This is a genomic window from Nocardia amamiensis NBRC 102102 (assembly GCF_001612745.1).
Classification (GTDB): domain Bacteria; phylum Actinomycetota; class Actinomycetes; order Mycobacteriales; family Mycobacteriaceae; genus Nocardia; species Nocardia amamiensis.
This window is the reverse complement of the sequence record NZ_BDBA01000125.1, coordinates 1-26,700: the sequence shown is the minus strand read 5'-3', so window position 1 is coordinate 26,700 and position 26,700 is coordinate 1. Positions and strand designations below refer to the sequence as shown.

The window sequence follows — 26,700 nt, the reverse complement described above, 5'->3', positions numbered from 1 at the left end:
GAATGGGCTGACAATGGCTGGAATCGGATGCGATGGCAGTCGCGTCGAACATTGACCGAAGTGGTTGCGCGACGCCGGAGCTGGGTGGTGCGCGAGCCGGCCCGCCGGTGCGTTCAGCGGTCAGCTCCGTTGGGCGCCAAGGGCCATCGTGGATCACGGCCATCGGCACGCGGTGTCGTATGCTCCTGGAATCACTGCTTGTAACAGTTGTAAGAGTGTTGATGGGCTGCTACAGTCGGGCTCGGTAGGTTGGGGCACGGGGGTTCGAAGGGGAATCCCGAACTGGTAGCGAGTTCTATTATCTCCGATGATAATCGGCTCGCGCTGTCGAACATTGTGTAAATCTGCTCGATGCCGCTCGGGTGCCGGGGTAACAATTCTTGGCAATTCTCGGCGCAAGCGAGTCAGAGCGCTGTTCGTAGCTCTCATCGCTTTATTGGGGGATTCCTTAGATGACATCTGAGAAGTTTGCTGAGCCCACGCTCGCGCATTTGCTCATCGCTCGTGCGCAGGCATATCGAGACAAACTCGCGTTCGCCTATCTTCCCGACGGTGAGTCGGTATCCGAGCAATGGACCTATGGTGAGCTCGAGGAGCGCGCCGAAACGGTTGCCGAATGGCTGCGCCGCGAAGGTGCCCGCGGGGAGCGGGTCCTGCTGCTGCACGAGAACGATCTACATTTCATCGCGGGTTTGTTCGGCTGCCTGCTCGCCGGCGCGGTCGCGGTGCCTGCCTATTCGCCGGTGGGCAAGAAGCAGGTCACTCGCATCGGCAAGATCGTCAACGATTCCGGCGCGAGTTTCGCGCTCACTTCCACCGAGTCCCTGCCGGAGACCCGCGCGGCGATCGAGTCGTTCGAGCTCGCGCAGAGTTTGCGCTGGTGCGGATCCGATGCTCTACACGTTCATCCGCATCGCGACCGGCCAGATCGCACGCCGGTGCTGCCTGCGCCCGACGACCTGGCCCTTATCCAGTACACCTCCGGATCCACCAGCGATCCGAAAGGTGTGATGCTCACGCACCGCAACTTCATGGACAACGTGGAGAGCATCCGGGGAGCACTCGGGTCACCCGATCTGGACGACGATCTGTTCGGCGTATTCTGGCTTCCGCTGCATCACGACATGGGCTTGGTCGGCGCGGTGTTGACCACGGTGTATGTGGCCGGTAGTTCCGAGCTCATGTCGCCGGTGTCGTTTGTGCTGCGCCCGATTCGGTGGCTGGAACGTATTTCCGGTCGGCAGCGCGTCATTACGACGGCACCGAACTTTGCCCATGAACTGTGTGTCAACACGACGACTCCCGAAGAGCGGGCGCGACTCGATCTGAGCGGATGGCGGACCGCACTGTGTGGCGCGGAATTCGTTCGCGTGGAGACGATGGAGCGTTTCGCCGAGGCATTCGCTCCCGTGGGCTTCGATCCCGCGGCAGCGCAACCGGTTTACGGACTAGCCGAGAATACGTTGCTGGTGACGGGGTCTCCTCGCCCGGACGGGCCGCTGGTCAAGTACCTGTCGAGGAGTTCACTGCACGAGCGCCGTGTCGTCGATGTAGATCCTGGCCGGGACGGCTCCACCGCCATGGTCGGTTGCGGCCGCGTGCAGAATGGGCTGCAGCTGGTCATTGTCGATCCCGATACTCGACAGCCCTGCCCGCCTGAGCAAGTCGGTGAGATATGGATCTCGAGTATGTCCGTCGCGCAGGGCTATTGGCGTCAGCTCGAGCCTACCGCTACTACCTTCTACGCCGAACTCGTCGATCCAGGTGACCATCCTGCCGGACCGTATCTGCGTACGGGTGATCTGGGCTTCGTCAGCGATCATGAGCTTTTCGTCGCAGGCCGCCTGAAGGATCTGATCATCGTGCGGGGGCGAAATCTGTACCCCGATGATCTGGAGGGCTCCGTCCAGGACGCCGATGCCGTGCTGCTGCGCGGTCGCGGCGCTGCTTTCGCCCTGGACGCCGGTGCAGGCGAGCAGCTCATCGTCGTACAGGAGATCGAACGAGATGTATTGCCCGACACCGACTTCGACGGCATATGCGCGCGAGTAGCGGCCGTCGTCGCCCAAGAGTACGAGGTTGCGGTCTCGTCGGTGGTTCTGGTTCGCCCCTACAGCTTGCCCAGTACCTCCAGTGGCAAGGTACAGCGCTTCGCGTGCCGGGAGAAGTTCGCCAGCGGAGCCCTCAAGACCGTTGCGCACTGGTCCCCGCTGCCCGCACGCAAGCCGCCTTCGTCGTCGGAGGAATCGTCGGGTGGACCTGCGGCAAATCGATCGGTGCGGGAGGTGTCGGAGTGGCTGGTCGATCACCTTGCCCGGGACCTGGGAGTCGCGCAGGAGGAGATCGATCCTCGTCGGCCGTTCTCCTACTACGGTCTGGATTCGGTGCGGGCGGTCAAGCTCGCCAGCGCGATAGGTCTGTCCTTCGGTGTGGAGCTGCGCCCGACCGTCGCCTACGAATACCCGACCATCGCCGAACTGGCCGAGTACTTGGCGAACCCGCACACCTCTCGGGCGGCATCGGCATCGGCATCGGCATCGCAGCAGGCATCCAGCAATCCGGTGGATACAGCATCGGGCGAGCCGCTGGCCATCGTCGGGATCGGCTGCCGGTTTCCCGGTGCGGACGGCACCACCGCATTCTGGGATCTGCTCCGCGAGGGCGTTGACGCGATCTCGGAGGTCCCCGACGATCGCTGGACCCGCGACGACGTGCGCTGGGGTGGATTTCTGGACGACGTGCGCTCCTTCGACGCCGAGTTCTTCGGTATCTCGCCGCGCGAAGCCGAGCACATCGATCCGCAGCAGCGGCTCGTACTCGAACTCACCGGGGAAGCACTGGAAGACGCGGGCTTGGTGGCGGCGGAGCTGGCCGGAGAGCCGGTCGGTGTCTTCCTCGGGATATCCACCAACGACTACGGTCGGCTCTTCTATACCGCCGAGGATCGGATCGACGCGTATACCGGCACCGGTAACGCCATGAGCGTTGCGGCGAACCGGATTTCGTACTGCTTCGATTTCCGCGGTCCCAGCATCGCGGTCGACACGGCGTGCTCGTCATCGCTGGTCGCGCTGCACGAGGCATGCGCGTCGCTCCGCTCTGGTGAAAGCACGCTGGCGGTAGTCGGCGGGGTCAACCTGATCCTGTCGCCCGCAATATCGATCAATATGACCAAAGCCGGTGTCATGGCCGCGGACGGGCGGTGCAAGACCTTCGACGCCGCCGCCGACGGATACGTGCGTAGCGAAGGCGCGGGCGTGGTGCTGCTGGAGCCGCTGTCGCGGGCAGAGGCTGCCGGCCATTCGATCTACGCGGTCATCCGCGGCAGTGCGACCAATCACGATGGCCGCACGAATGGAATGATGGCCCCCAGCAAGCGATCTCAGGCCGCACTGCTGCGTCGAGCCTATGCCTGTGCGGGTGTGGTGCCGGGGGACGCGGTGTACGTCGAAGCGCACGGCACCGGCACCCTGCTCGGTGATGCCATCGAGGCGAACGCGCTCGCAGAAGTGCTTGCCGAGGGAAGGCGGCCGGGGGAGACCTGCGCGATCGGCTCGGTAAAGTCGAACATCGGTCATCTCGAAGCAGCCGCAGGTATCGCCGGAGTCATCAAAGTGGCGTTGGCATTGCGGCACCGGATGATTCCACCGACACTGCACTACCGCGAAGTCAACCCCGGCATTGACTTGGCAAAGGCGCCGATCCGGATCGCGGACAGCCTCGAAGCGTGGCCAGCGGGGTTCGGAGTTGCGGGGGTGAGTTCCTTCGGGTTCGGCGGGACGAATGCCCATGTCGTATTGGCTGCCGCGCCCGAGGCAGCGTCGGGGACGACGCCGGACGTGCAGCGTCCCGCGTTGTTGGCGATCAGCGCGCACGGTTCGAACGCGCTGCGCGAGCTGGCCGGTCGGTACCGGTCGCTGCTACAAGCCGAGCACGCGAACTGGACCGACATCGCGTACTCTGCGGCGGCGCATCGCAGCCACCACGACAATCGCCTTGCGCTCGTCGCGCATACCTCGGCCGAGGCGGCCGATCAGCTCGCGGCATTCCTGCGTGGCGACGGCCGACCGGGTATGTCGGCCGGGTGCGCACGGCCGGGCCGGCCAGCGCGGGTCGCTTTCGTGTTCTCCGGACAGGGCTCGCAATGGCTCGGCATGGGCCGTGCCTTGTTCGTGGACGAGCCCGCCTTCCGTGAGGCGTTGATCAGGTGTGACCGCGAGATCCGTCGGATCACCGGCTGGTCGGTGATCGATGAACTGCACGCCACCGCGGAACGCTCCCGTCTGGCCGAGGTCGACGTTGTGCAGCCGACGCTGTTCGCCGTGCAGGTCGCGCTGGCTGCCCTGTGGGATTCGTGGGGCGTGACACCCGATGCGGTGGTCGGACACAGCATGGGCGAGGTGGCGGCGGCCCACGTCGCCGGAGTGCTCGATCTGGCCGATGCTGCGTTGGTCATCGCGCACCGTTCCCGGTTGCTGCGGCAGGTCTCCGGCCGAGGTGCAATGGCGGTGGTGGAGCTCGGGCCCGAGCAGGTCGAGCGCAGGATTGCCGACTACAGCGATCTCGTCGCGATCGCGGCGCGCAACAGCCCGCGTTCGACGATCCTTTCCGGCGATCCCGCCGCACTGGACGAGGTGCTCACGACGCTGCAGCGCGACGAGATCTTCTGCCGGTTGATCAAGGTGGACGTCGCCTCGCACGGACCCCAAATGGATCCGCTGCGGCCCGAACTGGTGACCGCGCTGGCCGACATCACTCCCCGCGAGGGTGTTGTGGGGGTGTATTCCACGGTCACCGGCGCACTCGAGGGCTCCGATCGGTTCACCGCCGAGTACTGGGGCGACAATCTCCGGAAGACCGTCCGCTTCGGTCCGACGGTCGACCGGATGATCGGCGACGGATACGAAACCTTCGTCGAGATCGCTCCGCATCCGGTGCTGACGGCCGCGATCACACAGATACGGGAGACAGAGAGCGCGACGGTGGTCCCGTCCGGGGCTCGCGACGGCGACGAATATGGCACGCTGCTGGCCTCCTTGGGCGCGCTCTACTGTGTGGGTTACCCAGTGAAGTGGCGGGCGCTGCACCGCGACGGCGCGGTGTTCGTGCGCACGCCGGCCTATCCGTGGCAGCGGCAGACCTATTGGATCGGTGGCCCGGGTCCCTCCGCGGAGCAGTCGTCCGAACGCGGTTCCAGTCGGACGACTGCGCGCATCGATTCCTCGATCCATCCCGGAACGGCCTTCTGGCAGTGGGATATCTCACTCGACTCGATGGAATTCCTGCGCGACCACCGCGTGCAATCGACACCGACCGCACCGGCCGCACTGCACATGGCGGTACTGAATGCAGCCGCTGGCGAGAAGTTCGATGGCTGTGCGTACGAACTGCTCGATGTCACGTTCGACAGTCCACTATTGCTCGCGGACGACGCGGAGTGCAGGATCCAGCTCGCCCTGGTGGACAGCGCGCCGGGGTCGGCGACCTTCCGCAGTCTGACGACATCGGTCGATACCGCCACCACCTCATGGGAACAGCTTTCGCGTGGCACAGTTCGCTCGATCAGCCGCGATGCCGTCGCTCCTTCGCCCTGGCATCCGGCCACAGACCTGGATGGATGGAACGATGACATCGCCGGTGCCGACTTCTACCATGCGCTCGCTGACGTCGGGCTCCAGTACGGTCCCGCATTCCAACGGATCACGCAGGTGTGGCGACGTGACGCCGAGGCACTTGCGCATCTGTCGGAAGAATCCGTCGCGCCGCGGGGCTTCCGCACGGTGCTCGCCACGACGGTGCAACTCGATGCCGCCTTCCAGGTGTTGGCCGCAACGGTGACCGAGACCGATGCTCGTGAAGACAGCCTTTTCCTGCCGGTGGGGCTCGGCTGCCTACGCGTCTTCGGTGATATCGCGACGGCGCGGTGGTGTCATATGGTCAGCTCTAGGCGGCCCGTATCGGACGCGGACACGCTGGAAGGTGACTTCCAGTTGCTGGCCGAGGACGGGCGTGTGCTCGCCGACTGCACAGGCCTACGGGTGAGGCGACTATCAGTTGATGTTGCGGAGTCGGACTCGGCAATACCCGATCGCTGGTTTTACCAGCTGTCATGGCAGGAGTCGGCACCACCGAAGGCGCGGGCTACCGAGTCGGCGGACCGCCGATGGATCGTCGTCGGCGTCGACCCGATGGCCGACCTGGTGGCCGAGCTGCTCACAGCCAGGGGATTGTCGGTTTTGCGGTCTGGCACTGGTCGTACCGCAGCTGATTTCGAGGGCGAAACGATCGAGGCGATCGTGTACCTCGGCGGACAGGCCGAGTCCGAAGACAGTCTCGTCAGCACCGCGGGCTCGGCCGCGCTCGAGTTCCTCCACATGATGCAGGCCGTGGCAAGACACGAATGGGCAGGCCGACCACCGCGGATGTTTGTCGTCACCAACGGAACGCAGTCGGCCGGAACACCCGACGTGCCAGATGCCGCAGGGATCGCCGCGGCACCGCTGTGGGGTATGTCGCGGACGCTCGAACATGAGTTACCGGAATTTCGCTGCACCAGAATCGATATCAGTCGCCATCCGGATGCGCGCGAGCTCGACACCCTATCGCGGGAGCTGTGGTCGGACGACGCGGAAACTGAAATCGCGCTACGCGGTGATACGCGATTCGTGGCGCGCCTGGTCCGCACTTCGGTCCCGGCCGCGATCAGACGCCCCGCTTACCCGGCCGAGGGGTTCGCGGTCACCCAGCGGGCGCCGGGCCTGCTCGAAGATCTCGAACTGCGCCAGACCGGGCGCCGCGAACCCGATGCCGGTGAGGTGGAAATCCGAGTTCTGGCAGCCGGACTCAACTTCCACGACGTCGCCGTGGCGGCAGGTGTGATCCCACCCGAGGACGACGAACGCGTTCTGCTCGGCGCCGAATGTGTCGGCAGGGTGATCTCCGTCGGCCCCGAGGTCGAGGGCATCGAACCCGGTGACGTCGTGGCCGCCATCGCCTCGCCGGCATTTGGCTCGTATGTGACCACGTCATCGACTCTCGTTGTCCCGATTACCGAATCACTGGATCCGGTGGCCGCCACCACGGTACCGATCGCCTTCACGACCGCGTACTACGCGCTGCACGAACTGGCTCGGCTGCGACGCGGCGAGCGGGTACTGATCCATTCCGCTACCGGAGGAGTCGGGCTGGCCGCGATTGCCCTCGCCCGGCGCGCCGGTGCGGAAATCTATGCGACAGCGGGTAGTCCGGAGAAGCGCGACTATCTGCGTGCGTTGGGTGTCGAGCATGTGATGAATTCTCGATCGTTGAGTTTCGCGGAGGAGATCATGCGCGACACCGACGGTGAAGGTGTCGATGTTATCCTGAATTCGCTATCGGGGGAGGCGATTCCACGCGGTCTCGGCGTGCTCCGGACCTTCGGGCGGTTCGTCGAGATCGGTAAGCGTGACATCGTCGAGAAGCGCACGATCGATCTGTGGCAGTTGCGTCGCAACGTATCGCATTTCACTGTCGATATCGCGGCGATGGTCCTGGAACGCCCCAATGAGGTGGGCGCGACGCTGCGCACGGTTATGGGACTGATCGCCGATGGCGAGTTGACCCCGCTGCCCGCCACAGTGTTTCGGATCTCGCAGGCCGAAGAAGCCTTCCGATACATGGCGAAGGCGCGGCATATCGGCAAGGTGGTCCTCACCACCGAGGAAATCCCGGACATCAACGTGACCATGCCGCGTTTGCGCAGTGACGGACAGTATCTGGTCACCGGTGGCCTCGGTGGTCTCGGCATCGAGGTGGCCGATTGGCTGGTGCACCGTGGCGCCAGAAACCTGGTGCTGACCGGACGCCGCGGCCCCGACGAACGTGCCGGGTCGGTAATCGAGCGACTTCGTGCCGCAGGGGTAGGGGTGACCGTGACCAGCACCGATATCAGCCAGGAGGCCGATGTCGCCGCGCTGATGACCACAATCGAATCGCAGGGATTGCCGCTGCGTGGAATCGTGCACGCGGCAGGGACTTTGGCCGATGCGGTCTTCGATCGGCAGGACGAACAGTCGCTGTCGGAGGTGTTCGCACCTAAGGTGGCCGGAGCGTGGCATCTGCACACCGCGACCCGCGATATCGCGTTGGATTTCATGATCTACTTTTCCTCCGCGGCAGGTGTCCTCGGTTCGCCGGGCCAAAGCAACTACGCCGGTGCCAACGCGTTCCTCGACGCCTTGGCCCAGCACCGCCGTAGCATCGGTCTGGCCGGGACGAGTATCGCCTGGGGGCCATGGAGCGAGGTCGGGCTGGCCAGCCAGGACCATCGCAGTGCCCACGTGAGCAACCTCGGCATCGGTGCGATCTCCCCGGCGGCGGGGCTGTCCATCCTGGACCGGATTCTGGTCTCGAACCTGATCCACTCTATTGTCCTGCCACTGGACCGGTCGGCTTGGCAGTCGGTACTGGCGGGAATCGCGCAACTTCCGCGCTTTGCGGAATTGCTTCCGGCGCACGACGCTGCGGAGGAGTCCCCGCCGAGTGCACTCATCGAGGAGTTGCGCGCGGCAACTGCGGCCGAACGCGGCACTATCCTGCATGCCTACCTGGCCGCGGTAGTAGCCACTCGGCTCGGCATCGATATCGACGCCCTCGACCACGACCGGCCGCTGCGGTACATGGGCTTGGATTCGATCGGTGCGATGGAGTTGCGCACGCGTATCGAGCGCGACCTACCCGTCACTGTGCCGGTGATCAAACTCCTGGAAGGGCCCAGCGTCACTGAATTCGCCGCGTGGCTGGTAAGTCAACTCGACCTCGAGCACACATCAGCCGCCGCACCAGTCGCTGCGCACCCCCAGAACCCGCGTAGCTCGCGCAATGTCGACGATCAGCAGGCCGCCGAACTGCTTGCCGATCTGGCGGAGCTGTCAGACAAAGCCGTCGACGAGCTACTGGCCGAACTGCTCGCCTCAGAAGGAGAAGCCGGATGACCGATCAGAGGCACGCCATGACCGAACTCGATCCCGACGAGAAGCGCCTTCTGCTCGAACGTTTGCTGCGAGCAAGGGCTGAGCGGGAACTCTCGCCCGGCGAACGGGGCCTGTGGTTGCATTCCAAGCTTGCCCCCCAGAGCGCCTCCTACAACCTGCTGTACGTGGGCCGGAGACAAGGGACCCTCGACATCGCGCGACTGGAAGTCGCGCTCGCGAACCTCGTCCGTCGTCACGAGCTGCTCGGAACCACCTTCCGGATGTCTGGGGACCGCCCGGTGGCGGTTCCCGACCCGGACAGCCGGATTCCGGTGCACACCCTCGACGCTACGAACTGGTCCCAGCAGCGGGTGGACGGATGGCTCGACAGCAAACTCGGCGAGCCGATCGATCTGGAGAAAGGACCGGTACTGCAGGTCACCGTCATCCAGCGCGCATCGGCGGAGTACCTGTTGACGCTGGCGATGCCACACATCGCGGTCGACTTCTGGTCGCTGGACCTGGTTCTGAGCGAACTGTCCGCGCTGTACCGCGATCCAGCGGTGGAGCTACCCGAATTGCCCGCGCGATACGCCGATTACGTGCGGTGGCAATCCCAATTGTTGAACAGCGAACGTGGCGAGAAGTTGTGGAGCTACTGGAAGCAGCAGCTCGCCGGCGACCTACCGCATCTCGAATTACCCAGCCGGCGGCCGAGGTCGGCGAACCAGACTTTCGTCGGAGCGACGCACGCCTTCGACATCGGCCAGCCACAGACCCGGGAGCTGCGCGAGCTCGCGCGTACCCACGGCGTCACGTTGCAGGTGGCGGTACTCTCCGCGTTTTTCGCTGTGCTGCAACGCTATTCCCGCCTCGATGACATTATCATCGGTTCGCCGATCGCCGGCCGCGAGATGCCGGGATCGGAAGGCATCGTGGGATACTTTGTGAATTCGGTCGCGCTGAGGTGCGATCTCAGCGACAACCCGACCTATGCCACGTTGCTCGAGCGAGTCCGTCGTACGGTGCTGGATGCGATAGAGCACCAGGAATTTCCCTTCGCGCTGGTCGCCGAACGGCTCGTACCGGTGCGTGATCCGGCCTACGCACCGGTGTTCCAGGTCTTCTTCGCCTGGGAGACCTCACGCACGACACTCGCCGCCTCGGCGGGCTCGGAGCAAGGTGGTCAGATAGTCGAATCGCTGTCACTGCGGCAAGGTGGCGCTCCGGTGGATCTGATGCTGATGGTGGCAGAGCGGGAGAACACCCTGTCAGCGGTGCTGCAGTACAACAGCGACCTGTTCGACACCGCAATGATCGGCCGGTTGGCCGACCACCTGCGGGAATTCCTCGCGATGGCGGCGGTGAACCCGGACGAGCTGATCGGCCGACTCCCGCTGCTCACTCGCGACGAAGTGTCTGAGCGGGCCGGTTGGAACGACACCGCCGTGCCGGGCTTTCAGGGCCGGCGGTTGCACGATCTAGTGCTTGAACAGGTCCGACGGACGCCGGAGGCGGTCGCGGTGAGCTACCGCGATCACGACATCTCCTACCGCGAATTGCACCGCCGCGCTGCTGAGGTCGCCGCCCGGCTGTATGCGGCCGGAGCCAGGCCCGGCGATGCGGTCGGAATAGCGCTCGAACGCTCGGAAATGTCAGTGATCTGCCCGCTGGGCGCACTCCTGGCCGGTTGCGCCTTCCTGCCGGTGGACCCACGGCATCCGGCGGAGCGCCTGCGTGCGATCAGCGAAGAATCGTCGCCCGCGGTGTGGATCACCGACAGTCGGCTCCGGCATCGGCTGCCCAAGGATGTTCCGGTGGTGTGTGTGGATATCCCCACCCCCGATGCCGTACCGGGGTTCGTCTCCGAGACCGACATGATCACACCGGATTCCATCGCGTACATCATGTTCACCTCAGGTACGACCGGTCTGCCAAAGGGCGCGCGGAACACGCACCGCGGCATCAGCAATCGGCTGCTGTGGATGCAGCAGGCTTATCCGTTGACCGACCGGGATGTGGTGCTGCACAAGACACCCGCCAACTTCGATGTGTCCGTGTGGGAGCTGTTCTGGGCGTTGCTGGTGGGCGCTCGAATCGTCGTCGCCGAGCCGGAACGTCACCGTGACAGCGGCTACCTCGTACAGACGATCATCGAGCATCAGGTCACCGTGGCTCATTTCGTGCCGTCCATGCTGCGAGCGTTTCTCGCCGATCCAGGCGCGGAGCGCTGCGTGAGCCTTCGCGAAGTCATCACCAGCGGCGAAGCGCTGACCGCGGACCTGCGCGACCGCTTCTTCGCCACCGTTCCGGCGCGGCTGCACAACCTGTACGGTCCCACCGAAGCAGCAATCGACGTCACATTCTACGACTGTGTGCGCGGCGATACCGATCCGATCATTCCAATCGGGCGGCCGATCGCGAACACCCACATCCACGTCGTCGACCGGTTTCTGAATCCGGTCCCGGTTGGAGTTGTCGGTGAGATCTACATCGGGGGTATAGGTGTCGCGCAGGGTTATCTCAACCGTCCCGAGCTGACGGCGGAGCGCTTCGTAGAAGGTTTGCCGGGGCCGGGTGGAAAATCGGGGCTCGCGTACCCCAACGGTCTGATGTACCGCACCGGGGATCTGGCCAGATACCGGCCGGACGGAAACATCGAGTACCTCGGTCGCGCCGACAATCAGGTCAAGATTCGCGGGGTCAGAATCGAACTGGGTGAGATCGAAAGCGCACTGGCCGAAATCCCGCAGGTGCGTGAAGCAGCCGTCGTGGTCCGTGGCGAGCGCACCGAGACACCACGTCTGGTGGCCTATGTTGTCGCGGCGGAATCGAGCGCATCGCCGAGCGCCGGTGACCTGCGTGGATTCCTGCGGCACACCCTCCCGGACGCGATGATCCCGGCGCAATTCGTGATGCTGGAGCGGATCCCGACCACTCCGACGGGAAAACGTGACGACCGAGCGCTTCCGGACCCAGAGGCCAGTAGGCCGGACATCTCGTCGGGGTACCGGCCACCGCGCACCGGAACCGAGCGCACCCTCGCAGGTCTCTGGCAGGAGGTGCTTGGGATCGATACGGTCGGCGTCTTCGACGACTTCTTCGAGTTGGGTGGTGCCTCGACTCAGGTCATGCAGATATGTACTGGAGCACGGGATCTAGGCATTGTTCTGACGCCGGAACTAGTCTTCCGGCATCGGACTGTTGCAGGACTTGCCGCGTCCGCTGAATCGACCGACGCACCGACCACGGTCGAACCGGTCACCGCATCGGAACGATTCGACACCATCCTGGAGAAGTCGCCGGACCCCGATCGACAGCCGTCCGCTGCCGTCGGCAACACGATCATCGAGAGCATCGGTGTCTATCTGCCCGACACCGTCGTGCACACCGCCGAAGTTCTGGCCGGATGCGACCAGCCGATCGAGATCCCGCTGGAACAACTCACCGGGATCAAAACTCGGCGCGTGGTCGGGCCGGGTGAATTCACGATCGACCTGGCGCGAAGGGCAGCCGAACAATGCCTCGCCGGTTCGGCCCATACGGCAGCGACCATCGATCTGCTCATCTGCACGAATATCTCCAACACCGAAGGACCTGACCGCCGGCTGATCTCCGAGCCGAGCATCTCGATGCGGTTGCGCCGGATGCTGGGCCTGCACAACGCTTTGAGCTTCGACGTCTCCAACGCCTGCGCGGGGATGTTCACCGGTATCGCCGTCGCCGACCAGTTCCTAGCGACTGGACGGGTCCGCACCGCCATGGTGGTCAGCGGTGAATACGTCTCCCACATCATCGGTACCGCTCAGCAGGAGATCACCGATTTCCTCGACGACCGGCTGGCCTGCCTCACCGTGGGCGACGCGGGTGCGGCGGTCATCCTGGAGCGCGGGACCACCAACGGTGTCGGGTTCCATGATCTGCGGTTGCATACGCTGAGCCGCTACAGCGACCTGTGCATCGGGAAGCGTACCGATCAACCACATGGCGGCGCGATCATGCGCACGAAAGCGGTGGAGCAGACCGCCGTCGCGGTCCGCAAATCCGTGCCGTTCGCCATGCAGATGCTCGAGCACAACGGCTGGCAGCCCGAGGCAGTGGATCGGATACTCATGCACCAGACCTCGCAGGCCTCCATCAATGACGCGATGACAACGATCAATCGGTTGATCGGACGTACAGCTGCCCATCCCGGCAACACGGTGTCCAATCTGGAGCACCGCGGAAATACCGCGTCCACTACGCATTTTGTAGCGATCAACGATCTGGTGCAGCAGGGCGAGGTGCAGGCGGGTGACCGAATCCTGTTCAGCGTCACCGGTTCCGGTCAAACCATCGGTGCGGCGTTGTATACCTTCGACGACCTGCCGGATCGGATGCGCACCGGAAGCAGATCCGGGCGACCCAGCGCTCAGGGCACCGGACCGGCACGATCGGTCGGCTCACCGTCGGTGCGGATCGAGTCTGTCGCGCTGGCATCACCCGTCGGTGAGGATCGGGCGGTCGACCTGGCGACGCGGGCAGCCAGGCAGTGCCTCGGGGAGTCCGGCACTGCCGCGGACGATCTCGGCCTGGTGCTTTATGCCGGCGTGTTCCGGGACGAGTACACCGTCGAGCCCGCGACGGCGACTTTCGTCGCCGATCGATTGAAGATCAACGACGATCCGAGCGACCCGTTCACCCGTGCCACGCTGGCCTTCGACCTATGCGATGGCGGTACAGGATTCCTCAAGGCTTGCTACGTGGCTGCGACGGCCATCGATGCGGGCAAGACCTCAGCGGCGCTGGTCGTCGCCGCGGAGGCGGATCCGGACGTACCGAGTATGTCGGTGGCCCGGCGCGGGATCGGACATATGGGGTCGGCTGCCGTGCTGGCTGCCTCCGAGGGTGACGGCACCGGTTTCGGCGCATTTCATTTCGCCTGCTATCCGGAGCATCTCTACGCTCTGACCGCCTTCACCCGGATACATGGTGATACCGGTCTCGAGTTCGAGCAGCATTCCGGCATCGAGGATATCTATCTGAAGTTGATCCACGAGTCGCTGGAAGAGATTCTGAATACCACTGAAACAGGGCTTTCGGATATAGGAGTCGTGCTGGCACCGCAGATTTCCTCGGACTTTCTGGACGTGCTTGCGGATCGGATCGACATCCCGCGTGATCGCATTGTCGACGTTGCCGGAGATGGCCCGGATCTGTACACATCCTCGGTGTCGGCGGCGATGCGGTACTGCCATGACAACGCCGTGGTGCGTCGCGGTGACATCGGGATCATCATCGCGGTCGGGGCGGGAATACAAGTCGGCTGCGCGCTCTACCACTTCTGATGCCCTCAAATTGAATTCACGACAACTATACCGGTGGCGAAATGACTATATGGGCCCGATGGATTACCAACCGAGCGCGACTGGTGTTAGCGCTGTCGATCTCGATGTTCCTGCTCAGCGGCATCTGGGGCATCGGGGTCCTGCAGAACCTGAATCTCGCCGGCTACGCCGACCCCGCGAGCAAATCGACGGAGGCCGAGAAGCTGATCAACGAGACACCGGGCGGACGCCGTCCGGATATCGTGGTGATCTACACTGTCCCAGTCGGTAAAACGTTGGGCGACATCGGACCTCAGGTCCTCGAACGGCTCGCCTCGGTCGATCCTGATCTGCTGGCCCAGCCGATCGAGTCGTACTGGACTGCGGAGGGCATTCGCCAGATTGCCATGCGCTCCACCGATCAAACCAGAGGTCTGGCCGCGCTTGCTCTCGCAGGCACCGAAAGCGATCGACTCCGAAATTATGCCGACCTGGTGGAGCAGTTGACCGTGGACGGAGTCCAGACACAGTTCTCCGGGTACACCGCCCTGACCGCCGCCTACAACACCAAATCGAAAACCGATGTGGTGATCGCCGAATCAGTGGCGATTCCGTTGATGCTCGGTCTGCTCGTGGTGATTTTCGGTGGGCTTGTCGCGGCCTCGGCCCCGGTAGTCGTCGGTGGATTGGCAGTATTCGGCTCATTGGGTGCACTACGGGTGATCAGCATCTTTACCGATGTCAGCGCGTTTTCACTGAATATCGCCTCGATCATCGGGCTCGGCCTGGCCATCGACTACAGTCTGTTCATCGTCAGTCGGTTCCGCGAGGAGCTCGGCGCCGGAAGTTCGCCCGCCGAGGCGACGCGGCGCACTGTCGAAACCGCCGGACGCACGATTGTATTCTCAGCGCTGCTACTGATATGCGCCTTCGCCGGATCGCTGGTCTTTCCGATCTCAATGCTGCGTTCGCTCGGGTATGGCGCGATCGCCGCGATCGGTATCGCGGCGACGCTATCGCTGACCGCGCTACCGGCCGCCCTCACCTTGCTCGGCGAGCGCATCGACGCGGTGCCCTGGCGGCGTGGTGCGGTACAGCGGGGCGAGGCTCGAGCCCAACGGTTTTGGGCCGGACTCGCGGTCTGGGTGATGCGCCGGCCGGTCGCGGTCACCGGAGTGATCGTTCTCGTGCTGCTGGCCTTGAGCCTGCCCCTACTCGGTATCAAGACCGGCGGCGTCAACCCCAACGGCCTGCCCTCAGACAATCCGGCCCGCCAGGCACAGGCGACGGTTGCCGCCAACTTTCCCAACGCCACCGACGGAGCGACGCTGGTGATACGCGGCGAGAGCGGCGCGCCGCCGTCGGACAGGGCCGTTCAGCAGGTCATCACCGAGGCTGGGCAGGTCAGCGGTGTTCGAGTGGCCCTGAGGCTGGCCGAGGACGAGGACTGGGTCCTGGTGCGAGTACTGCTGACTCATCCGGATTTCTCGCCAGCCGCCGAGGATTGCGTACGAGCGCTGCAGCAGATGCCGAATCCGTCCGGCACCACCGTACTGGTCGGCGGCATGAACGCCCAACGCGTGGACAGCTACAACGCCATTGTGGGCTCGATTCCGGCGGCAGTGCTGATCGTGCTTGCCGCGACACTCCTGCTGATGTGTGTCGGCTTCCGCTCGATTATGTTGCCGCTCAAGGCAGTTGCTATGGCCACGTTCAGCCTTGGCGCCACCTTCGGCCTGCTGACCTGGGTGTTCGTCGATGGACACGGATCGGCCCTGCTCGGCGTGGACCCGGGGCCACTTCCGTTGCCCGCGCTCGTCGTGGTCACCATGGCGGTGTTCGGATTGTCTACGGACTACGAGGTGTTCCTCATGTCCCGGATGGTCGAAGCTCATGAACAGGGAGCGAGCACGGAGGAGGCCGTGACATCCGGTGTGTCGCGTACCGGGCGGGTAATCACCGCCGCAGCAACATTGTTCATTATCGTCGCCGGTGCGGCGGCGCTGTCGGACGTAGCCCTGATCAAGGTCGCGGCGCTCGGTATGGCGATCGCGATCCTGATCGATGCCACCGTGGTCCGCATGCTCCTGGTGCCCGCCATCGTCAAGCTGATGGGAAGCGCCAACTGGTGGATGCCATTCCGTCGTCCCCCCGCTAGCGCGGCTGGTTCCGCACCGGTCGAGGATCGTGCGGAGATGGGAGGGCGCACCGGATCGGCATGAGAAGACGGGCCTGCCACCGCGGAACGCGCGTGATTCCGGGGCGGGTTCGCCTCGTACGCGTCCCGGTTCACGCACGGCATCATTGCGGGCGTCGGGGGAGCGATGCTACCCTTTGGAGGATCTTGCAATCATTGCAAGACGGGTTACGGGAGAGAATCCATGTCGATCCGTTCCACCCAGACGTCGTCGCGGCCCCTGCGCCCGTTCCAACAGCAGCCCTTCTCTCAGGTGCCGGAACAACCGACTCGGCCGCACCTGTACTACCAGTCCGCGCCCTACGATCTCGAAATGGAATCGACCGGGCTCGGACGACTGCGCATCCACTATCGTGCCTACGGCAGTGGCGAACCCCTTCTGCTCGTTCATGGCCTGATGACCAGTAGCTATTCCTGGCGCTATGTGCTGGAAGGTTTGGGGGCGCACTACCAGTTGATCATGCCGGACTTGCCGGGTAACGGCCGCAGTAGCGCACCGGCGGTCCGTCTTTCGGCGCCGAAGCTGGCTGCGTGGATTGGTGAGTTCCAGGCTGCCCTCGGTCTACGGGGCTGCCTGGCTGTCGGTAACTCACTGGGCGGATATCTGGTTATGCGACAGGCCTTGGCCGATCCGGGTGCGTTTACGCGACTGGTCAATATCCACGCGCCGGTCTTTCCGCAGCTGCGGTTGCATGCGTTGCATACCGTGCTGTCAGTGCCGGGCGCCGAGGATGTGCTCGGCTGGTGGATTCGGCGCGACACCGACCGCTGGGCCCATCGGATCGTTCACTACTACGATGACACGCTCAAATCGCTCGAGGAATCCCGTGAGTACGGTGGCCCGCTCAAGGCCGTCGAGGGCACCCGTGCGTTCACCAGCTACCTACGAGACGTGATGCGGCCGGCCGACCACGCTGAATTCATCGCGGCGCTGGAGCGTCTCGAGCGGGACGGGAAGCCGTTCCCGATGCCCATACAGCTCATCTACTCTCGCCTAGATCCGCTCGTGTCGCCCAGCGTCGGCGAGAGATTGGCCGCGCTCATCCCGGATGCCCAACTCAACTGGGTGGATCGCTCCTCGCACTTTGCTCAAGTCGACAGCCCTGCCGAAGTCACCGCGCTGATATTGGGATTCATGGGCGCCGACCAGTCGCGGTGACGCCCGGCGCTGCTACCACGGCCGGGACGTACTCGATCCCAGTTGAGGCCCGATTCTAGTTGCGCGGCAACCGAAACCAACATTCGCTCGGAACAAGTGGACCCATCAGCTGGGCTGCGAACGGCAAACCATCATCGGTGAAACCCGCGGGGACATTCACGCTCGGCCAGCCGAGAACGTTCCAGGAAACTGGATTGGATTGTCCCGATCACGACCCGGTCTGTCGCGCGGCCGTCGAGTCCATCGACAGGGGCGGGCACGCAGTCGGCGCACCGCCTCACCGTCGGTCGACTTCGGTGTGTACTCACCACCGCAACCGAACGAGGTCTGCTCGCCCGCGATATCGGTGTCGTCTTTGATAGCGATCGGCACGCCGAGCAGCGGCAGTCGCTCCGGCGGCAATCCGCCGATCGGCCGCTAGCGCCACGGTCAACGCCCGCTCACGCCGAATCACGCGGAACGCGTTGAGTGTCGGCTGGCTGGCGTCAATCCGATCGAGTGCGGTGTTGACCGCCATGCGGGAGCTCAGATCGCCGTAAGCGAGTGCAGTCGAGAGCTCCCGGAGACTGCGGCATCGACTCTTTCATGAGACGGGCTGCGAGCTGCTGCGGGGCAGCAGCCGCGATCGAAGGAAGGTGCCGAGACCCGTTCCGGTGCTGACCTCCCTGGTCGGCGGCTCTCCGCGTCGAGGCAGGAGGGTGCGCCTCGGCGCAGGGCATACCGCGAGGACCGCGACCCGAGATCGCCGTGCGAGTTCGTCCGGGAGCGTGCCTAATCGGCGGGCGACCGCGGAGTTCGGACCGCGGCGGGTGACGACCACGAGATCAGCGTCTGTTTCGGCTGCGATGGACAACAATGCGTTGACCGGTGACCCGGGAACAGCGCGCCGGACGACGTCGATGGCGCCGCAGGCGGCCGCGTTCTCCGCCGCGGAGCGGAGGATGTCGTCGGCGGGGTACGACCCGCGAATCAGGTGTGCGTCGCGCTTGAGAATGTCTGCCATGGCGTCGACCTCGCCGCGCATAGCGGTATAGGCGCACACCAGAATCAGCTGTGCGCTGGCGATCGCGGCGATGCTCGCCGCCGCTTCGACAGCGATGTCGGAGGCTTCTGAGCCGTCGGTGTCAACGACGATTGTGCGGTAACGGTGCATCGGACTCTCCTGGCAAGGCTGAGTCAGGGCGTGGAGTTCCCCCAGCCGTGGAATCAACGTCTCCCGCAAGGCACGATCCGGTGGCCGAATGTCGCGGATGCGAGGAAGAATCCACTCTTCCAATGGTTGCAAGATCTTGTGGAGTACACTAGCAACTCCGACGAGTTCTTGCAATGAATGCAAAAGGTGGAGTGTGGACGTACGGAAGCAGCGCACCATCGATGCCCTGTTGCGCGCGACGGAGGAGGTTCTCCAGGAACGTCCGATGGACCGCTGGACGGTTGAGGAAATCGCTGACCGGGCAGGGGTCGCGGTCGGCTCCATATACAACCACTTCGGTTCGAAGGCCGGGCTGCACGCGGCGGTCGTCGAGCGCGCGCTCGCCGTCGACCGGGCATTCATGGACTTGGCGTTCACGCCGGACCGGACGCCTGCCGAGCAACTGTATGCGGTAGCCGAGCAATATCTTCAGTTCTACCTGCAGTATCCGGAGTACTTCCGTATGCTCGCCTTTCCCGCCGACCCGGGCCAGTACACCGCGGGACGCGAGTTGGCCGAGCGGATGGCGCGGCAAATCAAGGAGCAGAACGACCGGATGGTCGCCGCCATCCGTTTGGGGATCGAAGCTGGTATCGCCCGGCCGGTAGATCCGGAGAAGGTTGCCATCGCCCTGCTCGCCGCATGGAACGGCATCATCAGCCTCAACTGGCGTCCGGACCAGTTACACCGCAACGAAACCGAGCTGCGCGACCTGCTCGAAGCGGCTGCTGACGTGATCGCCCACGGTCTGCTGCGCTGAACGTGAGCGCTGGGGAGCAGGGCTGCTCGACGGATTTGTGCCAGCTTGTCGTGACCGCAAACTGTTGGACGAGCACCCTGCCGCAGCCAACGGCAGGTTCCTGCCAGCAGAGGCGATATCGTTCCATATGACGGCTCGGGCCCGTTCCAGATCACCAGCTTGTGCAAGCGCTACGGCTGCGCCGCGGGCTGTCGGACCCTTGCGTCGCACGCCTGATGGTCTGGCACGGACTCACCGGCGGCTCCGCACCCGCCTCGGTCGACGAGACCGCCGCGGCCGACCTTGCCAGTCTGGCACAGGAGCGCGGCGAAATCGCCGCCGAACTCGATCCTGCGTTCGTGCGAATCGCGCTGATGTCCCTGGTAATGGCTCCCGTCACGCTTCCCCGCCCGGTACTCGGCTCGACCGGAAAAAACCAGGCTCACCTGAATTCGACGAATACTTCCGCGAACAACTGCGCACCCTCCTGCAGCGCCTCGCCTAGGTTCGGCGCGCGGCTTCGTGACGAACTCGACGTTCGCTGCGGTCATCCGCGTGTATGCCTCATCGAAGTCCCTGAGCACGAGCCCGCCGCCGCCCTTGGCGATATTGGTAGCTCAGTTCGACCGTCCCCGCGGCATGTGCAGGTCGTACTGCGCAATCTTGCCGACCCGGCTCTTGTGGCAGGCTGGACCCAACAAGTTCAACGCGAACGCCAGGCCACAGCGGCCCAGCTCGCCACGCTGGAAGCCGGGCAACGTGGGAATCACCCCATGACCCGGAAGGAGATCCACCAACTCGTGGCGTCACTGGGCGGGCTGGTCCACATACTGAAGGCGGCTGACCCCACCGACAAACTCGATGTCTACCGGCAACTCGGCCTGAAGCTCACCTACGACCACGAAAAACGGGTGGTCGTGGCAGAAACTGCTCCACAACCACCCGTGTGCGTGGTGTCTGTGTCCGGAGGGGGATACATGCGCTAATCACAGAGATCGACCTGCGGAAAAGCTGACATCGACCTCGAGTACGGCCTCGACGTTGAGGACCACCCGAATCCCATCCGCGGCAACGGCTTCGGCGAGTATCAGATTGGGCACCGTCAGCGGATAACCGACCGGGCGGCGTGATCGATCAGATCAACCAGTCTTCGGCGGGCTGCCCAAGCGCCGGGCAGCTCCTGGCGGACAGCAGCCGAGGCGAATCGGAGCCCGAGCGGACATCAGCCCAGAAGACCGAAAAGCGGGAGCAGGCTGTGCAGCCGCCGGTTGTTGTACCACTCGACCCCTTCCATCGTGGCGAATTCCACGTCGTCGAGCGTGCGTGGCGGACTGGTGGGAAACGAGCCGCCCACAGCGACGGCCTCGGTCTCGAACAACCAATGCTGCGTAGTTCACACCGCACGGTCATCGATCCTGACCGACACGACCCAGCCGACTGAAACTCCCAGAGCCTCCCGAGCGACATCCCAGGCCGTCACCGTCGATCGGCGACCCAGCAGTTCCGGTCGACGCGACCGGTGACCGCCGTCTCAGAACCTGGGCGGCCAGCACCACAACGGCGACAACGGCCGCGGTAGTGATGATCGGAAAGATCATCGTGCCGCCCCGGTCCGCGGCACGGGCGATCGGGTTGGCGAAACCGAGTCGATCGAACGCCCAGCCGAGGGCGGCGATGATCACCAGGAGTGAGCCGCCGACGCGAAGGACTGGCTGAGCTCGGGTGGTGGCCAGGACCAGTAGTGGCGGCATTGCGAGCGCGACCAGCAGCAACTGAATGGCCTCGATGCCGAGATTGAACCCGAGCAGACTGAGCGCCAGTTGGCTGGTGGACAACTTCAGTTCGGCCAGGGTGAAGGAGAACGCCATACCGTGGATAAGCCCGAATGTCCCGGCGACGACGGCTTCTCGGCCCGGGAACAGCGGCCGGATGGCGTGTGCGCCGCCCACCAGGATTGTCACGGCGATGAGTGTTTCGATCGGGCGCGCAGGGATCTCCAGCCGACTCAGGGCGCTGACCACGAGCGCAGCGGAGTGCCCCACGGTGAATGCGATGGTGACAGTCAGGATGTGCCGGAAGGCGCGACGCGGGCGGTTGTCCGGGTGCCAACGACCAGCCTTGGCTACCAGCACAGCTGGTAGTAGGAGGGTGAACAGGAACAGGAGGTGGTCAGTGCCCTCGAGAATGTGATGACCACCGAGTATCACCATTGCGACGAATCCCCGCCACGCGCTGGCATCATTCAGATCCACCGATAGGGGTGGCACGGTCATGGACTCGGCGTCCGTGCGTACGACGCCGACCTGTCTGGCGTCATTATCGGCATCGACTTGCCCGGCTCGCCAGTCCTGGCGGACCGAGATGATGGCGATGTGCGTGACAACCTTGTGGATGACGGCGTCGTAGCTCAATACGAATCGGCGCATGTCGACGCCCGGCGGCGGGGTCAACACTGCATGGACGACGAGTTCTTTGTAAGAACCGGTGGCCGTCTGGTCTGCGTAGTCCAGACGCATGTCGCTGATCTGGACGGTCCACGGCACGCCGTCCGGCGTTGCGGGCCGCAAATGGTCGCGCAAATAGCTCGCCAGTCCGGCGGAGTCCTCGGCCGACAGGCGCGTGCGCAAGCCGACATCGATGCCGCTGGCCTCCGCGAGATTGGCTGTGGGTATCAACAATTCTGCGTTGATCGCCGTCTCGCGCACATCGAGCAGAACCTTCGTGCCCGGCATCGGATGCGCTGGTGCGGCAATCGGGTTGTACAGCAATACGATAACTGCACAACCCAGCACGACCAGCGCTCTTCGTAGCGTTCGTGTCACAGGCCGATGATGCACGTTCCACGGGTACGCCTGAATCGGTCGATCTACCTATCTTCGCGACGGCCTGCAAGGCCCGCATGCCGATAGCCCCTTGGGCGCAGACCTTCATTCTGCGGTCTCCGGCCAAAACGAAAGTCGCACCATGGACTCCGAACCCCCGACGTGACAGACCTTGGTGTCGGTCTGGATCCGAGATGGGTCGGCAGAAGTCACGGCATGCACTTCGGCAACGCCGTGCTCAGTCAGGTCGGGCGATAGGTATTGCCTGCTCGACATCAGGTTGGGGTGTTTCCTGTTCGGGTGTGGGTCCAGGCGTCGCGTTCGGCGGCGAACGGGTCGTCGACAACGGCCCATTCGTCGTCGATGAGCTGCGTGGTGCGCCGGTCGGGGCGGTATTCGGGCCAGCCGGGTGTACCGATGGTGACGAAGTCGACCCAGGCGCGATGTACTCGCGCGGCCAGCGGGGCAGGCGCAGGTGAACGCGTCCCGGACCGCGGCCAGCCAGAACACGCCCTCACCGGTAGGATGCGCGTGGCATCGGCGACCCAGAGTTTGTTCGGGGCATCGGCGGTGAAGTCGCGTTCGACCAGATCTGGCGCCGGGTGCTGCGGATGCTGTTCGATGAACCGCACGATCACCTCCGGTCTGGTCGAGCTCAGAGGCGAAATACGCACTCGCAGAACGCAACACCGCGTTGACCCGCTCGAGCTCGGCGACCTTCTTCCGCAGCTGTTTGTTCTCCTCGGCCATGTCCGTGGTCGGCCGATCGGCCCGCTCACCAGCATCGGCCTCGGCCTGGCGGATCCAGTTCCGGGACCAACGCCTCGTGATGCACCCCCAACTGCTCGGCGAGCTTGCGGATCGTCGGCTTGGGATCCGACTCCCGGTACAACCGGACCGCGCGAGCCCTCAACTCGTCGGGGTACTTCCTCGGTGCTGCCACAGATGACTCCTTCCGGCCCTATCGGACCACACATCGGAGCCCTCCGGAAAACGGGGGAATCTCAACCACACAACCACCCGCGCCGCCGCCCAGGTCACCGCGACCTGGACCCGCTACGCCGCGGGTCCCCGGATACGGAGGCCTTCTGGTTGGGAACCCACAACTGGAGACAGTTGATTATCCGATGAACACTATGGCGTGGTCGCTGTCGATGCTCTGCCGGCATGCTTCGTGCAATGCCAGCCACGCCATCCACTCGTAGGTGAATTCTCCGCTGTCGGTCTGGATTAGTTCGTCGATGCGCTGCGCTTCGGTGTCCGACAACTCCGGCAGCTCGTTTGCGTTGGTAGTAAGCGCGCCCGGCGGTGTCGCGGCGGATCTGGGTGATCGCGATGACATGCAGCGCGTAGTTGAGCTGGCGGTCGCCGGCGCGGGAGAGCCGATGCCGGCGAGTGTCTGCTGAGGACACCTCGATCGGGGCCACACCGCAGTAGGAGGCGAACGTGGCGGCAGACCGGAACCGGCGTATATCGCTGGTGTGTGCGAGGATCTTGGCCGCCACTACAGTGCCGACACCATGGATGGTGGGGAGCTGGGTGCGGGACTCGGTGGCGGCAACGTCGAGCGAGTTGGTTGCGCTGTCGATGCGGCGATCGAGCCGGCGAAGCTCGCCGATGAGGTCCACGGCGATCTGCCGCAGCGTGCGGCGGCAGTGTTCGCGTGGGCGCACGGACCGAAGCAGCTGCGAGGCAGCCTCAGCGGTGAGTCGTTTCGGCAGCCCAGCTGGCACCAACCGGGCCAGCATGCCGTGCAACCGGTTGGCGGTCTGGGTTCGGGTACGGATCAGATCGTCGCGGTACTCGGTGAGCGTGCGCAACACCTGCGCCGTCTCGTCGATATGCACCGATCGCAGTCCGGTGCTGTTGAGCGCGGCGATGCCGACCGACAGCGCGTCGGCTTCGTCGTTCTTGCGGCCGTGCCCGGTGGAAAGCATTCGCACACGGTGGGCGAGTTTCGCTGGCACATCGAGACATTCGATTCCGTCGTCGGCCAGCTTCTGGGCCAGAGGGGCGCCGAGACCGCGGGCTCCTTCGATCGCCCAGACCGCCTGGGGCCAGCCTTGGGCGAATCGGCGTAGCCGCCGATAGCCCGCGCGGTTGACCTCGACGCGCAGCGAACCCAGCGACTGGCATTGTTGATCCACGATGACGGCCGTCCACGACGCTTTGTGGGGGTCGATAGCGATAGCTCCAGATTGGGCGGTTGTTGGTTGTGGATTGGGTTCCGCCTGGTCTGTATCCCAGCGACGGGGTGATGCTGGTGTATGACGGTGGACTGCTGAGCGCCGATCAGACTGCGGCGATAACCCTTCAGGAAGAAGAGCTTCGACGCTGGGCCTGGTGCGACGAGGTCGAGGCTGAGAAGCGGCTGCCGGAGGTGCTGGCTCGGCGGGTGGCAGCAGCGTGCCGAGCTCGCGTCGAGGGCGCGACGGTATATCTGGAAGATGGCCGCGCTGTCGCGTGACATCGACGACCTGCATCGACGCGTCAGCATGGGCCGATGACCTGCTGCCTGGCTGGGAGTCGGGCGATGTTCGTGTTCGGGCCTGCGGCGGCGCGGAGCCGGAGGATTTCTTCGTGCTGGGCGGCGAGGCGGGCCAGGGCCTGGTTTCGGAACTCGGTGAGCTTCTGGATTGTCGAGCTGCTTGGGCAAGAGCGTTTTTCAGCTTCTCGACCTCGGCCTCGAGTCGTTGGATTTGCGCCGCTTGGGGCCGGGGTTTCCCGGCTTGCTGGAGCTGCTGGAGTCGGTACTCGAATTCGGCGCGCAGGAACTCCATGCCGCCGACGACTTCCTGTCGGCGAAAGATGGTCTGGGACCTGGATGTGACGTGCGTCGGACAACCTGTCCGATTGGGCACCGTCACGGCGCCGACTTGTTACGGCGCGACGGCTCTGGTCAAAATGCGGGGATGGCGCATGCTGATCTGGCCGCTGTGCGGTGGCGGGAGCTGTCCGACGAATCGGCAATGAGAGTTGCACGTGCGGTGGCCCGCGAGAACGATGCGGAGTTGGTTGCGGTCTATCACCACGAGTACGCGGGCCGACAGCAGCGTGTTGCCCTGTTCGAGCGGGCGGGTGTGCGGTTCTCGTTGGTCCCGGCCGACCGTGTGCGACTCGGTTACGGCGGGGACAGGTTCGTCCCGTCACCACATCAGGCAGCCAGCTATGCCGATAGCGTCGAGGAGTACGGTCTGCCCGCGATCGCAGAGTTCGTCGATGCGATGACTTCGCCGGATCGGGTGGTGGAGCTTCCCGCAATGTTCGTCGGGGTCGAGGCACTGGAACCGTGCCTCGAGAGTGCGCGGACCGATGATCCTCGGGTCCAGAAGCTGGTCGCCGAGTCCGGTCCTCGCCCTGGTGGCACGGTGGTGTGGTCGGGTCCCGACGGTGGTCTGAAGGTCGAGTTCGACGAGCTGGGACAAGTGCATCGCGCCCAGGTGGTCGAACAGATCTCCTACGAGCAGGCGCTGGGCAAGGCGTCTGCTTTGGGCGTGCGGGCGAGCACTCCGGACGAGTGGGAATACGCCTGCGGTGCTGGGGCCAGCACTCTGTTTCGATGGGGCGACGACAGCCCGGACGATGGCTATCCGTTCGACCACCGGACAGGCCCGCACCGGAAGTCGAACCTGTGGGATCTGAAGATCGGTCAGGATCCATATCGACACGAGTTCACCACGGAGCCGACCATCGTCTGCGGCGGTGACGGAGGCGGCGCCACGTGCGGCGGAAGCGGATTCTTCCTGGGGTGGCTCACGCTGGCCACCGCCTACCGCGACAAGGATTTCGGGGCCTGGCTCGAGTCGGACAACCGGTACATCACCGAACTGCTCATCCGGCCGGTCGCCGAGATGGCCTGAAAGGTTGTTCGAAGAAACTCAGGTGTCCTGGTCGGTGGGATGGGCGAGGCGTCGGGTGAGGGTGTGGATGGCGGCGAGGTAGCGTTTGCGTCCTTTGATCTTCTTTCCTGCGTCGTGCCCCGGAATCCTGACAGGGCATCCGAGAACTCGGTGGCTGGTCGGCGTGTGATGCCTGGTTGGTAGAGGGACTCCCGGTACGACTGGGGTTACTACACCGTCCTGTCGTGATCCGAGAGTCCCTGTGCCAGTGTCGCCTACCTGTTCGTGTTCATCGTGCCCAGCCCACGGCGAGTCACCGAAGTGCCCGGTCTATCCATCCTCGTCGCTGACCGACACCGAGTGGGCGCTGCTCGAGCCACTGCTGCTGCCGCCGCCGGGCAGCGCCGCAGGCCGTGGCGGGCGGCCGGAGAAGTGGCCGCGGCGGCTGGTGTGCGACGCGATCTTCTACCTGTCCCGCGGCGGGATCGCCCGGGC

General features: G+C 64.5%; 15 protein-coding genes and 1 pseudogene. 9 read left to right on the top strand and 7 right to left on the bottom strand.

Going from position 1 to position 26,700, the window contains the following annotated elements; genetic code table 11:
• The first annotated feature begins 452 nt into the window (after positions 1-452).
• The 4 genes from NA4_RS22830 to NA4_RS22815 all read left to right on the top strand — a co-directional run bounded on the left by NA4_RS22830 (position 453) and on the right by NA4_RS22815 (position 17,613).
• Entirely contained in the window at positions 453-8,972 is an 8,520-nt protein-coding gene (locus NA4_RS22830) for a type I polyketide synthase (RefSeq protein ID WP_067473585.1), read from the top strand.
• Positions 8,969-14,278 carry a non-ribosomal peptide synthetase gene (locus NA4_RS22825; RefSeq protein WP_067473582.1) on the top strand — a complete coding sequence of 1,770 codons (5,310 nt, stop codon included), beginning with the start codon at positions 8,969-8,971 and terminating at the stop codon, positions 14,276-14,278. Before NA4_RS22830 ends, NA4_RS22825 begins: the two co-directional genes overlap by 4 nt.
• An 83-nt stretch (positions 14,279-14,361) precedes the next feature.
• A complete protein-coding gene (locus NA4_RS22820; protein WP_245671546.1) occupies positions 14,362-16,479 on the top strand; it encodes an MMPL family transporter in 2,118 nt (705 codons plus the stop codon).
• A 159-nt stretch (positions 16,480-16,638) separates the two neighbouring features.
• A complete protein-coding gene (locus NA4_RS22815; RefSeq protein WP_067473576.1) occupies positions 16,639-17,613 on the top strand; it encodes an alpha/beta fold hydrolase in 975 nt (324 codons plus the stop codon).
• Positions 17,614-17,868: 255 nt separating this feature from the next.
• On the opposite strand, the pseudogene NA4_RS39340 reads toward NA4_RS22815, so the two are convergent.
• Both NA4_RS39340 and NA4_RS22805 read right to left on the bottom strand, forming a co-directional pair.
• Positions 17,869-18,142: pseudogene (locus tag NA4_RS39340) on the bottom strand (amidase family protein); the annotation flags it as partial.
• Between the two features lie 54 nt (positions 18,143-18,196).
• On the bottom strand, positions 18,197-18,766 hold the full coding sequence (locus tag NA4_RS22805; RefSeq protein ID WP_067473570.1) for a universal stress protein: 570 nt from the start codon (positions 18,764-18,766) through the stop codon (positions 18,197-18,199).
• Positions 18,767-18,959: 193 nt separating this feature from the next.
• On the opposite strand from NA4_RS22805, the gene NA4_RS22795 reads away from it, so the two are divergent.
• Together NA4_RS22795 and NA4_RS41960 are read left to right on the top strand one after the other, a co-directional pair.
• On the top strand, positions 18,960-19,565 hold the full coding sequence (locus NA4_RS22795) for a TetR/AcrR family transcriptional regulator (RefSeq protein WP_067473564.1): 606 nt from the start codon (positions 18,960-18,962) through the stop codon (positions 19,563-19,565).
• A gap of 161 nt (positions 19,566-19,726) precedes the next feature.
• A complete protein-coding gene (locus tag NA4_RS41960) occupies positions 19,727-20,530 on the top strand; it encodes a hypothetical protein (RefSeq protein WP_174552979.1) in 804 nt (267 codons plus the stop codon).
• Positions 20,531-20,766: 236 nt separating this feature from the next.
• Here NA4_RS41960 and NA4_RS40640 read toward each other — a convergent pair whose 3' ends face one another.
• The 5 genes from NA4_RS40640 to NA4_RS22775 form a co-directional block, all read right to left on the bottom strand.
• Positions 20,767-20,922 carry a hypothetical protein gene (locus NA4_RS40640; protein WP_157129235.1) on the bottom strand — a complete coding sequence of 52 codons (156 nt, stop codon included), beginning with the start codon at positions 20,920-20,922 and terminating at the stop codon, positions 20,767-20,769.
• A gap of 28 nt (positions 20,923-20,950) precedes the next feature.
• Entirely contained in the window at positions 20,951-22,366 is a 1,416-nt protein-coding gene (locus NA4_RS22785; RefSeq protein WP_157129234.1) for a HupE/UreJ family protein, read from the bottom strand.
• Positions 22,367-22,641: 275 nt separating this feature from the next.
• The gene (locus NA4_RS40635; RefSeq protein ID WP_157129233.1) at positions 22,642-23,040 is read right to left on the bottom strand and encodes a hypothetical protein; all 399 of its coding nucleotides are present in this window, start codon (positions 23,038-23,040) and stop codon (positions 22,642-22,644) included.
• 101 nt (positions 23,041-23,141) lie between these two features.
• Positions 23,142-23,309, bottom strand: coding sequence for a transposase (locus NA4_RS39325; RefSeq protein ID WP_084497353.1), 168 nt, complete (start codon positions 23,307-23,309; stop codon positions 23,142-23,144).
• A gap of 94 nt (positions 23,310-23,403) precedes the next feature.
• Positions 23,404-24,549, bottom strand: a complete 1,146-nt coding sequence (locus tag NA4_RS22775) for an IS110 family RNA-guided transposase (protein WP_281180058.1) — start codon at positions 24,547-24,549, stop codon at positions 23,404-23,406.
• Positions 24,550-24,581: 32 nt separating this feature from the next.
• Here NA4_RS22775 and NA4_RS42735 point away from each other — a divergent pair, with 32 nt between their 5' ends.
• From NA4_RS42735 to NA4_RS22760, 3 genes are all read left to right on the top strand, one after another.
• A complete protein-coding gene (locus tag NA4_RS42735; RefSeq protein ID WP_067473554.1) occupies positions 24,582-24,833 on the top strand; it encodes an NUDIX hydrolase in 252 nt (83 codons plus the stop codon).
• 181 nt (positions 24,834-25,014) lie between these two features.
• Complete coding sequence (locus tag NA4_RS22765; RefSeq protein ID WP_218022348.1) at positions 25,015-26,226, top strand: formylglycine-generating enzyme family protein; 1,212 nt, start codon at positions 25,015-25,017, stop codon at positions 26,224-26,226.
• 247 nt (positions 26,227-26,473) lie between these two features.
• On the top strand, positions 26,474-26,700 hold a 227-nt coding region (locus tag NA4_RS22760; RefSeq protein WP_157129238.1), incomplete at its 3' end, for a transposase.